This window comes from Vibrio zhugei, from assembly GCF_003716875.1.
Taxonomy (GTDB): domain Bacteria; phylum Pseudomonadota; class Gammaproteobacteria; order Enterobacterales; family Vibrionaceae; genus Vibrio; species Vibrio zhugei.
The window spans coordinates 2,729,446-2,742,631 of the sequence record NZ_CP033078.1 but is presented as its reverse complement, the minus strand read 5'-3'; the positions used below and the strand labels follow the sequence as shown (position 1 = coordinate 2,742,631).

Here is a 13,186-nt window from a genome sequence, read left to right as displayed (position 1 = left end):
CATGACAGAGCTTGAAGATTTCAACGTTCAGTTTATCGCTGATGTACAAGGTGATGCCGATGCCTTGGGGTTGGTAACGGTAGAGGCATTCTTTGAAAAGGTTGGTGACTTATTGGCTGAGGCGGGCGAAATAGAAAGCGCCAATCGAGCTTTTTATGAAGGTTTATACTCTCGTGGGCCAGCGCAAATTGATGGATACGGTGGTGATCCTAGGGAAAATGACGGCATATTGAGCCTTATACTATGTGATTTTTCTTTAGATAGAGGTATTCGACTTTTACACAAGGAGCATGTTCAACGTTTATCGCAAAAACTTATTAGGTTTCTGAACGCCGGTCTTGATGATCGGTTCCGGGAAACGCTGGAAGAAACTAGCCCTGGATTTGGTGTGGCTGATTTGATCAAAGCGACTTGGAATAGCGTTGAAAAAGTTAAGTTGATTATAGTGACCAATGGAGATTATAGAGCTAGAACAGATGCTACTAGCTTTGGTGTTATTGATGAAAAGCCAATTACATTGAGCATCTGGGATATCAAACGTCTGCGGCGCTTTATGGAGCAAGGACTTGTCAGGGCTGATTCAGTGATCAACTTTAAAGACGACTTTGGTGGTGGTATTCCGATATTGAAAGCATCTGGTGGAAGTGATGCTCTAGAGAGTTATTTAGCCGTTATCCCGGGAAAGCAGCTTGCTGAAATTTATGACAAATGGGGGCCGAGACTACTTGAGTCTAACGTAAGAAGCTTTCTGCAGGCTCGAGGTAAAGTGAATAAGGGCATCCGTGACACTATTCGGGATGAGCCTCATATGTTTTTCTCTTATAACAATGGGCTAAGCGCTACGGCTGATAGTTTAGAAGTAGATAAGACAAGCTCAGGTTATCAATTGACTAGTGTGAACAACCTTCAAATAGTGAATGGTGGTCAAACTACGGCGTCACTATTCGCGGCAAGTAAGGTGCTTAAAGAACAAATACAGCAAGTATTTGTGCAAATGAAACTAACTATAACGCCTAAAGAATGTTCTGAAGAGATTGTCCCTAGAATCTCTGAGTATGCAAATAGCCAGAATAAGGTGAACGCTGCGGATTTTTTTTCTAATCATCCGTTTCATATACGTGTTGAGGAGTTGTCTCGACGTATTTTAGCTCCTTCGGGTACAGATAGTTATCGAGAAACGAAATGGTTTTATGAGCGAGCTAGAGGTCAGTTCGCAGACGAAAGAAGTCGAAGAACTCAATCAGAGCGTAAAAAGTTCGATGCTGAATATCCTCGGAGTCAGTTTTTTGTTAAGACAGACCTTGCGAAATATGAAAATACTTGGGCATGCTTGCCACATGTTGTTAGCTTAGGTGCTCAAAAGAATTTTTCAGAATTTGCGAAAAAAATTGGTAAAAGTTGGGGAGCGGAAGGAGCATCTTTTAATGAACTTTGGTTTAAAAGGTTGGTAGCTAAAGCGCTCATATTTAGAACAACCGAAAAGCTCGTATCAAATGCTGATTGGTATGAAGGGGGGTATCGAGCCAATATCGTCACTTATGCAATTGCCAAACTTGTTAATGAGGCCCAGAGTTTAGGCATGGTCATAGATCTTGACCTCATCTGGAAAATGCAATCTATACCAGAAGGCTTAAAATTATCTATTCTCTCATCTGGTGAATTGGCTCAAAAGGTTATAACTACTCCACCTGAGGGTATTAGAAACTACAGCGAATGGGCCAAGAAACAGCTTTGTTGGCAAAGGGTAAGTGAGAGTGAATTACCGTTAGGTGATGCTTTTAAGGCAATCTTAATATCTTCAGAGCTAGCAGATGAGAATGTTAGGGAAGCAAGAACTGCCAGCGCTTTAGAAAATTCAATTAATGTTGAGCTAGAAGTGTTTAACCTAGGCGCTAGGTTCTGGGAGGAGGCTAAAAACTGGGCTAAAGAGCGTGGAATGCTGAGCCCTAGAGAGAATAGTATTCTTGAAATCTGTGCAGCTATCCCCAAAAAAGTGCCTTCGCCAAAACAATGTGGAATTGCGTTTGAGGCGCTTAGAAAGCTACAGGGGGAAGGTTTTCATACATGACAAAGTTTCAATTTAAACCCATTCTTAGTTATTAGATTTGAGTTAACAAGTAAATCATTAACCAGTTTTCCTAATGTCACCTATTGCTCGTCAGCTATAGCCTGGTATGATTGCCAAGCATTTTTATTGGTGGTAGTGAAATGAAAACAGGTGAAGTTCTTGTAATCGATCTCTTTGCTGGGCCTGGTGGGCTTGGTGAAGGTATATCTTCAGTTACAGATGAGAGTGGTAACTATCCATTCAAAATTGGCGTATCTGTAGAAAAAGAACCATCTGCGCATAGAACATTAACAACGCGATCGTTCTTTCGAAAGCTTAAAGAGCTGGATGGTGGGTTAGATGATTACTTTAGATATGTCCGTGGAGAACTAACTCGAGATGAAATTTTTAGTTTGTATCCCAAACAAGCTGAATCTGCCAGTTACGAAACGTTAGAAGAGCCTAGAGCTCTTGGTGAAGATAATGAATTAATTCATGCTAGAATTCGTGAACTGTTGGCAGTTCATCAAGGACCTAAGGTCGTTATTGGTGGCCCTCCTTGCCAAGCCTATTCATTGGCTGGCCGTTCTCGGAATGCAGGAATAAAAGGCTATAAGGCCGAAAACGATCACAGAAACTTTTTATACAAGGAATACCTTAAAGTACTTTCTATTGCGCAGCCTGATGTGTTTGTGATGGAAAATGTACGCGGTATTCTGTCTGCCAAAATTGATGGCAAAGTTATGTTTCCTCAGATATTAAAAGACTTGAGGAACCCTAGGTTAGTTACTGGTGATGATGGAGTCTCAAAGTATAAAATCTTTTCGCTTGTAGTTGAAGCTAAGGATCCAAAGGACCCTAAGTACTCCGACTCATCTGACTTTCTTATTCGCTCTGAGTACTATGGTGTACCACAAGCGCGGCATCGAGTAATTCTATTAGGTGTACGTCAAGATATAACCCGTATTCCAGATACAATTTCTCCAATGGCAAAAACAGTAACTGTTGAACAAGTTCTATCCGACTTGCCTCCTCTAAGAAGTGGCTTTTCTAAGCAAAAAGACATCCAGAAGGATTGGGAAAAACAAATTCGAACAAACTCAAAAAAGCTGAAGCGAATATTAGAAAAAACATTTGATAGAGCTACTGTAGGTAGCTTAAGCCTAGAGCCTAGACTAGAACTGGAGCGTAAAAGTAGTCAAATAACGGAAGTCCAGCACAATATCCCCAAACATTTAGAGAAATGGTATCTAGATAATCACCCAAACTGTGTGTTAAATCACGAGACCCGCGGGCATATGACATCTGATTTGCTACGATATGCTTTCAGTGCTGCGTTTACTAAGATAAGTGGTGGTATTTCTCCTAAGGCGAGAGACTTTCCAGCAGAGCTAGCTCCGGATCATGACAATTGGGCTACAGGCTCACATGCAGATCGCTTTCGTACCCAAGCTGGAAATAAATGTGCAACGACGGTGACTAGCCATATATCTAAAGATGGCCACTATTTCATTCACTATGATCCACAGCAGTGCAGAAGTTTGACTATCCGAGAAGCAGCGCGCTTACAGACGTTTCCAGATAATTATTTATTTGAAGGAAATAGAACGCAGCAATATGTACAGGTAGGAAATGCTGTCCCACCGTATTTAGCTCATCAGATAGGCAAGGTTGTGTTGGGTATATTGGATGTAGATCAAGTATGAATTAGCAGTGCTAATTAAATATCTGAACTGCTTACTGACAGAAAAGACAACGAGTAACCAAAAAACCAGCCATAGCCTTTTTTTGACTATGGCTGGTTTTGTTTTTTATGTAAATCATTGCCAGCTTGATAGATAGCTGCATATTTCGGAGCATTCCGATCAGTCATTTCGGGATTATCCGATCACCCATTTCGGTTTAAACCGATCACTGATTCCGCGATTATCCGATCACTTTTAGCCTAACTCCGAAATCGGTGATCGGAATAGCGAAAACCGCGATCGGAATGCCCGAAATCCTTATTTTTTCTCTTTTAAATCAATAGCTCGTTATTCTTTACTTCTTAATCAAGAACGTAAGGAAGCGACAATGGCCAAAAAGAGAACTCCAATGAACAAAATCAAAGAGGTATTACGCCTTAAGTACGACTGCGGTCTCTCAAATCGCAGCATCGCTTCTTGCCTTAAACTCGGCCCGTCCACCATATCAGAACTCCTTACTCGCTTTAAACAAATCCAGCTTGGCTGTGTAATCATCCCCTAAAATAGTGGCATACCATTTTGGAGTTCTTCAGCATACACTGAATGAATCAGGGAGAACTCGCTATGAAAAAATCACGCTATACCGAAACACAGATCGTGAAAATTTTGAAAGAAGTCGAAGGTGGTCGCCTTATCAAGGAAGTCTGCCGAGAATACGGAATATCTGATGCCACTTATTACAACTGGAAATCTAAATATGGTGGTATGGAAGCATCGGACGTTAAACGGTTAAAAGAGCTGGAAGACGAAAATCGTCGTCTTAAATCGATGTTTGCCGAGCTGAGCTTAGAGCACCGAATTCTCAAAGATATCATCGAAAAAAAGCTGTAAAGCCAGCGATAAGACGTGAACTGGTTGACTATGTACGCCAGGTACACAAAGTCAGTTTGCGTCTAGCATGTCGCGCAGTTGGCATCAGTGATTCGGTTTATCGATATCAGCCTAAAGCGAGCGATGACCAAGAAGTGATAAGTGCATTACAACAAGCCGTTGAGCGCTATCCAGCATACGGCTTTGGTTTATTACTCAAGATCCTTCGTCGCTGGGGTAAGACATGGAATCATAAGAGGATTTATCGGATTTACTGCGAGTTGAAACTCAATAAACGCCGTAAAGGGAAAAAGCGTCTGCCAAATCGTCACCCAGAGCCACTGAGTGTACCGTTGTCAGAGAACCGGTGCTGGTCAATCGATTTTATGAGTGACAGCTTACAATGTGGACGTCGATTCCGAACCTTCAATGTGGTGGATGATTTTAATCGAGAAGCGTTGGCCATCGACGTTGATCTGAGTTTACCCACTCAGCGAGTAGTTCGAGTGCTTGAACGAGTCATTGCTTGGCGAGGCTACCCTGAGAAACTACGAATGGACAACGGCCCTGAGTTTATCTCCACAACATTAGCAACGTGGGCAGAAAAGCACGATGTTCAGTTGGAATTTATCCAACCAGGAAAACCCACTCAAAACTCGTACATTGAACGATTTAATCGCACATACCGCACTGAAATTCTGGATATGTACGTCTTCAAAACACTAACGGAAGTTCGAGAATTAACGGAAGACTGGATCAGAGAATACAACGAAGAGCGTCCTCATGGTGCACTGAATGATCTGACCCCATGGGAATATTTAATGAAATATGAACGGGTTGAAAACTCTAATTATGAGTGTAACTAATTAGGGGAGGTTTACAGCTGGCCTCTACCCGAAAGTTGCAGTGATGCTGATCTCACGCAAGCGCTGTATCACGATAAGAAAACCAGTCGCGATAAAGTCATGCCAGACTTCACTCAATACGCTGTTGAACTCAGACGTAAAGGTATGACGAAAATGTTGCTCTGGCAGGAATATCATGAGCAATATCAAGAACAAGCTTACGCTTACACCCAGTTCTGTGAGCACTTCACGCGCTGGTTCAAAACGCAAAAGCGCAGCATGCGCCAGCTTCATGTCGCGGGTGATAAACTGTTTATCGATTACTGTGGGCCAAGGCTTCAGGTGGTCAACCCTGACACAGGAGAAGTGCGTGAAGCGGAAGTGTTCGTCGCGACCTTAGGCGCATCCAATTACACCTATGTTGAAGCCTTCCCGAGCCAAGGTAAGTCCTACTGGTTAGAGGCGCATGCTAATGCGTTCGAACACTTCGGTGGTGTACCACAGCTCTTGGTTCCCGATAATCTACGTAGCGCGGTCACCAAAGCCAATCGTTATGAGCCGAGACTTAACGACAGCTATCAAAAACTAGCTAATCACTATCAAACCGCCGTAATGCCAGCTCGTCCCTACAAACCAAAAGACAAAGCCAAAGCAGAGAATGCCGTGCTTCTAGTGGAACGCTGGATCATGATGCGGCTGCGACACCAAACCTTCTATACCTTCAAGGCGCTGAATCTCGCTATCCGAGAACTCATGAATGAGTTAAACCAACGTGAGATGAAACAGTATGGCGCGAGTCGTCAATCATTGTTCGATAAACTCGACAAGCCAGCGTTAAAGCCTCTCCCCAAACAGCGTTATCTGTATACCGAAACCAAGCGAGCCAAAGTTGGGCCTGATTATCACATTGAATATCACCGTCATTACTACTCGGTTCCCCATCAACTTGTTGGCCACTATGTTGAGCTAGAAGCCACCAATCGTCTGGTGCAGATCTACCACCAAGGTAACTTGGTCGCTCAACATCCACGCAGCCAACGAGAGCGAGGAAATAGCACCAACGCAGAGCATATGCCAAGTAACCATCAACATCAAAAGTGGTCCCCTGGACGCTTGCTCAACTGGGGAGCCAATATCGGCCCGGCTACACGAGAAGTCATCAATAAGATGCTCAACTCCAAACCTCATCCAGAGCAGTCGTATCGCTCCTGCCTTGGGCTGCTCAATCTGAGTAAAGCGCATGGTGAATCACGCTTAGAGCAAGCCTGTAAAGATGCGCTGATGCTGACAAAACCGAACTACACCTTCATAAACAATCTACTGAAAAACAATCGAGAAGGACAACTGAGCAAAGACAACACGAGCACGCCGAACCTTGTTCATAGCAATGTCCGTGGCCCGAACTGTTATCACTAGGAGAAAGGATATGAACACACTCAATAACCAACTAAAAACCCTGCGGTTGAGCCATGCGGCGAAAGCGTTAGAGCAGCAACAAGAGCAACTGACGACCTACGCAGAGCTGGACTTCGAGGAGAGACTAAGCCTGCTTCTGGAAAGCGAAATCTTGAATCGCAATCAGACCAAAATCCAACGCTTAAAACGACAAGCCAAATTAAGAGTGGATGCACAGCCGAGCCAACTCGTCTACAAGGAGGGACGAAACCTCAACCGTAAACAAATGAGCGAACTACTAACGGGCAGTTATCTACACAAGCACCAAAACATCTTGATCACAGGCCCAACAGGAGCAGGTAAAACGTATCTTGGTTGTGCACTGGCAACCAGTGCCTGCGACCAACAACAAACGGTCAGATACTACCGATTAACTCGCTTGCTTGATGACCTGACCGCAGGACGTCTGGATGGCAGCTATCAAAAACAACTTCAATCGTTGGCTAAGAAAGGCTTACTGATCCTCGACGACTGGGGGATGGAAAAACTGACTCAGGAACACGCGGGCCACTTATTAGAAGTGCTTGAAGATCGTTACCAAAACAGCAGCACAATCGTCATCAGCCAATTACCTGTAAAAGAGTGGTACAACATGATCGGCAACGCCACCGTCGCAGATGCTCTCATGGATCGGCTGGTACACAATAGTCATCGAATAGAACTGGGAGGTGAATCAATGAGAAAACTGGCGCAATCCGATCACTTAGAGTAAAAATAGGAAGAGAGAAAAATGACAGGATCAGGTGATCGGAATAAACCGAAACAAGCGATCGCAATCACCGAAATACGCAAGATAGCTTGAAGTTAGGTTTTTATCTTCCCCGTACCCCATGCCGTACCCAGAGTGATTTTTTCTGAAATAAAAAACATTACGAGTCCTTACTTAATAAGCTCCAGCATCACACCCGCTTCCATATGGTGGGTGTATGGGAACTGATCAAATAAAGCGAAGCGAGTAATCTTGTGCGTTTTGCTCAGCACATCGAGATTGTCTTTTAATGTGTCAGGATTACAAGAGATATACATGATGCGTTCGTAGCCTTGCACCATTTTACAGGTGTCAATATCCATACCCGAACGTGGTGGATCAACAAAAATGGTATTGCAGTTGTAACTTTTAAGATCAATGCCAGCGGCATTTAGGCGGCGAAACTCGCGTTTGCCTTCCATTGCTTCGGTAAAATCTTCGGCCGACATACGAATGATTTGTACATTATCAATTTTGTTCGCGGCAATGTTGTATTGCGCCGATTGCACGGACGGTTTGGCTAGCTCTGTCGCTAAGACACGCTCGAAGTTTTGTGCCAACGCCAGCGAAAAGTTACCGTTACCACAGTACAGCTCTAATAAATCTCCTTGGCTGCCACGGGTGCAATCGACCGCCCATTCCAACATTTTCTCGGCAACTGGCCCATTTGGCTGGGTAAAGCTGTTTTCAACTTGCTGATAAATATAGGGCTGACCATGTACATTCAACGTTTCGACAACATAATCACGATCAAGGACGATTTTCATTTTACGCGCTCGGCCGATCACGTTGATATTGTAGCCTTCTTCAATCAACGTGGTTTTGAGGGCTTTGGCCGCCTCTGTCCATGTGTTATCAAGCTGACGGTGGTACAAGAGAGAGACCAAAATCTCACCGCTCATCGTAGAGAGGAAGTCGACTTGGAACAGCTTGCGGCGTAATGCGTCATTTTCTTTCACCGCTTCTACCAAGCGTGGCATGAGCTGATTGATGAGCTGGCTCGCGACGGGGAATTGGTCCACACGATACTTTTCGCGGGTTTCTTGGTTGAACATGATGTAGTACATATCATCACCTTCATGCCATACACGAAATTCTGCACGCATCCGATAATGTTGCTCTGGAGATTCAAACACCTCGAGTTCAGGCACGCCATAGGGCGTAAACATCTCGGTTAAGCGTGAGATTTTTCCTGCAAGTTGTTCTGCGTATTGGTCAGGGTTGACATCAAAAGTCGCCATTCTTAGTGCCTTTATCGGGTGCATTTCATGTAAGAGCGCAGATTCTATTCAATCACACAGAGTTGTCCAGTGTTTGTCTGATTATTTACGGTCACATCCGCAACCTAGGACGCGAACAATGAGTGAATCATGCGTTCATTGAGAGGGGGAATATTACCATAAATAAAATCGGCGTGAGGATTGTCTGTCTTATCAAGAAAACGCGACTGAGCGTGAGTTTGTTGCTCTGTCCAAATCCTGCTCGCGAAGGATATTCGCACTAAGTTGGAGCGAAACGCACAATGATAGTGCTATTAATAACAGTGAATGCGCTCCAAATACGTCTTTTCTTTGACCCTGTTTTGGTACTCCAATGGCGTGACATTGACGAGTTTTTTGAACTCCCGCAGAAAATGAGGTTGGTCGCTAAAGCCGAGATCGGTCGCCAAATTTGAAAACGTCAGTTTATCGCTATGATTTATGTCATAAACGGCTGATTGGCAACGAATTGCTCGGCTAAACCCTTTTGGTGTTAGGCCAATTTCATTTTTGAATAGGCGTTGGAGTGTGCGGCTGGTATAGCCTGAAAAGCGTTCTAAATCTTGCACTTGAATATTCCCTTTGTGCAGACAAATTTTGGCCACGATTTGCTGAGCCACATTGATGGCGGCTTGTCGGCTTTTGGTGCTGAGAAATTGGCTAACGACTTCGACTTGTTTGGTAAAATCTTTCGTGGCTAAAACGTAGTCAATCAACTGATTGGCGTTCGGCATAACATCTTGTAAACAATATTCTTTATTGGTTAGCTCACTGGCTGAAGCGTCTAAAAAGTCCGGCTTAACGCCGGGAATAAAACGCACGCCAAAATAGCAATGACCGCGCTCAAAAAGAACCGACGACGCTTCGAGTCGGGTGCCACAAACTAACGCTCCAGCACCGTCAGCGTCACAGTCAAAGACAAGGTCGATACACCCATCTGGAATAGCGGTAGACGGACAATGGGTATCGCCAGCCTTAAAACTGTAGAAGTGAGAGACCTCTGGGGTATTCGTCGGCAGATGGGTACGAAATTGCTCTGAACTTAGAACAAACCACGGTTGCTTTGAGTGAATTCCCGCAATATTAAACATCATTGATGTCGTCGCCATTCCCCTCTCCCTATTGCTCTGCGTTAAACCGTTAACTAAGCATGTAAAGCAAGCAAGGTGCCATATTGTTCAGGGCGGCTTGTCGAGAGGGGATGTCGCAAAAATTCAATACACCACAAACGTCACTCCATAATATCGAGAGCAAGGTCTTAGGCTGGAAAAGCACTGAGTTCTATTGCCTCGCTCAAAGAAGAGCGTGAAACAGTCTTAATCAACAAACTATATGGATATAGGTGGCGTTATGTCAGACAGCACTCACATTGATTTTATATACCTTTCAGAACAAGACATGATTAAAGCAGGCGTGACGAACATGTCTGACTGCGTTGATACCATGGAGGAGATGTTTGCGCTGCTTCATCAAGGGGATTATCGAATGGCGGGAGCCAATAACGACTCACACGGCGCTATGGTTACCTTTCCCGATGAATCGCCTTTCCCAAGTATGCCAAAACCAACCGCGGACCGACGTCTGATGGCGATGCCAGCGTATCTAGGTGGTGATTTCCAAACCTGTGGCGTGAAATGGTATGGCTCAAACATCGCCAACCGAGAGAAAGGTCTTCCTCGTTCTATTCTGATGTTTATTCTCAATGACATTGAAACCAGTGCACCACTGGCCTACATGTCCGCTAACTTACTATCGGCGTATCGTACTGGTGCTGTTCCGGGGGTCGGTGCTCGTTATCTCGCTCGTAAAGATGCCAAAGTGATCGGCTTACTTGGCCCTGGGGTTATGGGAAAAACCACGGTAGCTGCATTTATCTGTGCGTGCCCGCAAGTCGATACCATCAAGATTAAAGGTCGTGGCAAAAAAAGTTTAGACAGCTTTATGACATGGCTGGCGGCTTCGTACCCGCAAATTACCAACGTTCAGGTGGTCGATACCGTCGAAGAGGTGGTTCGGGGCTCGGATTTGGTCAGTTACTGTAATTCCGGTGAAACCGGAGATCCGTCCACTTACCCAGAAGTGAAGCGAGAATGGGTAAAACCGGGCGCTTTCTTAGCGATGCCAGCTAGCTGCCGCCTCGATGCGGGGATGGAACAAGCGGATATACGTAAAGTCCTTGATAACAAAGGGCTCTATCAGGCTTGGTTTGAAGAAGTGCCTAAACCGACGCACGCCATTATCCCTTTGGTTGGTATGCGCTTTATGGACATGGCTGATGCCGGTGAGTTATCCGAAAGTGCATTGGAGGACTTGGGAGACATTGTGGCAGGGGCGACCCCAGGTCGACAAAGTGATGATGAAATCATTGTCATGTCTGTCGGCGGAATGCCAGTAGAAGACGTGGCATGGGCAACCAAAATTTACCGCAATGCCATCGAAAAAGACATTGGTGTCTCGCTGAATTTGTGGGAAGAGCCAGTACTTAGCTAAATCAATGTGTATCAATAATCAGAATGGAATAAGAACTGATGGCAAAAATTATCAAAGTGAAAACGGGATCCAAGTTCGAAGAAATAGCCAGCTACTCGCGTGTGGTGGCCGTTGATAATTGGATCTTTGTTTCGAATACCGCGGGTAGAAACCCAGAAACCAATGAAATGCCGGACGATGTTTTTGCGCAAACAGACCAAGTGTTCGCGAACATTGAACGGGCATTGGCCGCGGTGGATGCCTGTTTAGCGGATGTGGTGACCTCTAAGGTGTTTATTCAAAACCCTGCGGATGTCGGTGCCGTGATGGAACATATCGGCAGTAAGTTTAAAGGGATTGATCCCACCACAACGGTCACTTGTCCACCTCTGGGGTCGACACTTTACAAAGTTGAGTTGGAAGTGACCGCATATCGAGGGGCTTCTCGTGGTGACGTTGAGACGGTTGTCGTTGCTTAGTCAGATAAATCTGGAAGATACCTATGATTAAAACACTTGAATACGTAGACACGCCAAACGAGCAGCCAGCACGGACCAGCGTAGTGATTATCGGTGGTGGCATTGTCGGTATCAATGCTGCCCTGACGCTGGCAGAGAGAAACATCCCAGTGGTTGTGATTGAAAAAGGCTTTGTGGGCGCAGAACAATCTTCTCGTAATTTGGGATGGATACGTAAAACCAACCGTCATGCTGAGGATATACCTCTGGCGCTTGCATCCGATGAACTATGGGCTGGCATGTCAAAAAGGGTTAATCGTGATGTGGATTATAAGCAAAGCGGCATTCTGTTTTTGGCGGAGAATGCCAAGCAGATGGGCGCTTATGAAGCATGGCTAGATTCTGTCAAGTCGCTGGAGCTTGACTCCACATTACTGAGTACTGAAGAGATCAAAGCGAAAGTTCCAGGAGGAAAAGGTCAATGGGTGGGGGGCATTTATACCGCCTCCGATGGCAGAGCGGAACCGGCGATTGCCACCAGTGCAATGGCGAAAGCTGCGATGGAAAAAGGGGCCGTCATTATTCAGAACTGCGCGGTGCGCCATCTGTCCTTATCTGGCGGGAAGGTGAGCGGGGTCGTCACTGAAAAAGGCGAAATCCTGTGTGAACAGGTTCTCCTAGCTGGTGGCGCTTGGTCGAAAGCGTTTTTGAGTCACCATGGTGTGTCGTTACCGTCGCTGCCTTTGATCTGCTCGGTACTGCGCTCAAAACCGATGGACGGCCCAACAGACATTGCCGTTGCAGGACCTAACTTTTCATTCCGTAAGCACTTAGATGGGGGCTTTGTCATTATGCAGCGTGGCGCGATTGAAGCGCGTCTCACGCTTGATCATTTCCTCATTGGGCACCGTTATTTAGGCCAATTGAAGCACCAACGTGACGCTTTAAGAATTTCGTTGGGACGACATTTTATTGAGGATCTGAAAATGTCGAAACGCTGGTCACGTAATAAGTCGTCAATGTTTGAGGAAATTCGCGTGATGAATCCTGATCATAACAAAGGATTAAATCAGGAAGCGTTGACTCATCTGCGAGCCGCTTGGCCGAGCTTTCAAGAGGCCGAAATCGCCGAAGAGTGGGGAGGGCTGATCGATATCACTCCGGATTCAAAACCCGTTATTGATAGTATTGACGCGATTCCCGGATTGACCATTGCGACCGGTTTTTCTGGTCATGGATTTGGTACCGGACCCGCCGCAGGAATGCTGGCCGCCGATCTCGTCAGTGGCATGACGCCGCTTATCAACCCAGAGCCGTATAAGTTTTCACGATGGTAATGGAGTATTTTGA

Annotated in this window: 9 protein-coding genes and 2 pseudogenes; 9 read left to right on the top strand and 2 right to left on the bottom strand. The window is 45.3% G+C overall.

The window, feature by feature from the left end:
- Position 1: 1 nt before the first annotated feature.
- From EAE30_RS17875 to istB, 6 genes and pseudogenes are all read left to right on the top strand, one after another.
- A complete protein-coding gene (locus EAE30_RS17875; RefSeq protein WP_123017131.1) occupies positions 2-2,068 on the top strand; it encodes an AIPR family protein in 2,067 nt (688 codons plus the stop codon).
- 140 nt (positions 2,069-2,208) lie between these two features.
- Entirely contained in the window at positions 2,209-3,753 is a 1,545-nt protein-coding gene (locus EAE30_RS17870; protein WP_123017130.1) for a DNA cytosine methyltransferase, read from the top strand.
- A gap of 367 nt (positions 3,754-4,120) precedes the next feature.
- Positions 4,121-4,276: pseudogene (locus tag EAE30_RS17865) on the top strand (IS21 family transposase); the annotation flags it as partial.
- 80 nt (positions 4,277-4,356) lie between these two features.
- A protein-coding gene (locus EAE30_RS17860; protein ID WP_241967546.1) for an IS3 family transposase occupies positions 4,357-5,468 on the top strand; the annotation gives its coding sequence in 2 pieces (ribosomal slippage) (positions 4,357-4,618 and positions 4,618-5,468; 1,113 coding nt in all).
- An 18-nt stretch (positions 5,469-5,486) separates the two neighbouring features.
- A pseudogene (gene istA / locus EAE30_RS17855) lies at positions 5,487-6,863 on the top strand (IS21 family transposase); the annotation flags it as partial.
- Between the two features lie 10 nt (positions 6,864-6,873).
- The gene (gene istB / locus EAE30_RS17850) at positions 6,874-7,614 is read left to right on the top strand and encodes an IS21-like element ISVch3 family helper ATPase IstB (RefSeq protein WP_123014102.1); all 741 of its coding nucleotides are present in this window, start codon (positions 6,874-6,876) and stop codon (positions 7,612-7,614) included.
- A gap of 167 nt (positions 7,615-7,781) precedes the next feature.
- Here istB and trmA read toward each other — a convergent pair whose 3' ends face one another.
- Both trmA and EAE30_RS17840 read right to left on the bottom strand, forming a co-directional pair.
- A complete protein-coding gene (gene trmA / locus EAE30_RS17845; RefSeq protein WP_123017129.1) occupies positions 7,782-8,891 on the bottom strand; it encodes a tRNA (uridine(54)-C5)-methyltransferase TrmA in 1,110 nt (369 codons plus the stop codon).
- 293 nt (positions 8,892-9,184) lie between these two features.
- Positions 9,185-10,018 (bottom strand): helix-turn-helix domain-containing protein, encoded by an 834-nt coding sequence (locus EAE30_RS17840; protein WP_123017128.1) that lies wholly within the window; start codon positions 10,016-10,018, stop codon positions 9,185-9,187.
- A 241-nt stretch (positions 10,019-10,259) separates the two neighbouring features.
- Between EAE30_RS17840 and EAE30_RS17835 the strand changes: the two genes are divergently transcribed.
- Genes EAE30_RS17835 through EAE30_RS17825 form a run of 3 tightly spaced genes read left to right on the top strand, consistent with a single transcriptional unit; the run spans position 10,260 to position 13,173 of the window.
- Positions 10,260-11,399: an ornithine cyclodeaminase family protein gene (locus EAE30_RS17835; protein ID WP_123017127.1), complete on the top strand. Its 1,140-nt coding sequence runs from the start codon at positions 10,260-10,262 to the stop codon at positions 11,397-11,399.
- A 38-nt stretch (positions 11,400-11,437) separates the two neighbouring features.
- Positions 11,438-11,857, top strand: coding sequence for a RidA family protein (locus EAE30_RS17830; RefSeq protein ID WP_123017126.1), 420 nt, complete (start codon positions 11,438-11,440; stop codon positions 11,855-11,857).
- Between the two features lie 23 nt (positions 11,858-11,880).
- The gene (locus tag EAE30_RS17825; protein ID WP_123017125.1) at positions 11,881-13,173 is read left to right on the top strand and encodes an NAD(P)/FAD-dependent oxidoreductase; all 1,293 of its coding nucleotides are present in this window, start codon (positions 11,881-11,883) and stop codon (positions 13,171-13,173) included.
- The last annotated feature ends 13 nt before the right edge of the window (positions 13,174-13,186 follow it).

Bases quoted from the DNA above. Each gene is read 5' to 3' on its own strand.
- EAE30_RS17875 (WP_123017131.1), top strand. From the start codon at position 2: ATGACAGAGCTTGAAGATTTCAACGTTCAGTTTATCGCTGATGTACAA.
- EAE30_RS17870 (WP_123017130.1), top strand. From the start codon at position 2,209: ATGAAAACAGGTGAAGTTCTTGTAATCGATCTCTTTGCTGGGCCTGGT.
- istB (WP_123014102.1), top strand. From the start codon at position 6,874: ATGAACACACTCAATAACCAACTAAAAACCCTGCGGTTGAGCCATGCG.
- trmA (WP_123017129.1), bottom strand. From the start codon at position 8,891: ATGGCGACTTTTGATGTCAACCCTGACCAATACGCAGAACAACTTGCA.
- EAE30_RS17840 (WP_123017128.1), bottom strand. From the start codon at position 10,018: ATGGCGACGACATCAATGATGTTTAATATTGCGGGAATTCACTCAAAG.
- EAE30_RS17835 (WP_123017127.1), top strand. From the start codon at position 10,260: ATGTCAGACAGCACTCACATTGATTTTATATACCTTTCAGAACAAGAC.
- EAE30_RS17830 (WP_123017126.1), top strand. From the start codon at position 11,438: ATGGCAAAAATTATCAAAGTGAAAACGGGATCCAAGTTCGAAGAAATA.
- EAE30_RS17825 (WP_123017125.1), top strand. From the start codon at position 11,881: ATGATTAAAACACTTGAATACGTAGACACGCCAAACGAGCAGCCAGCA.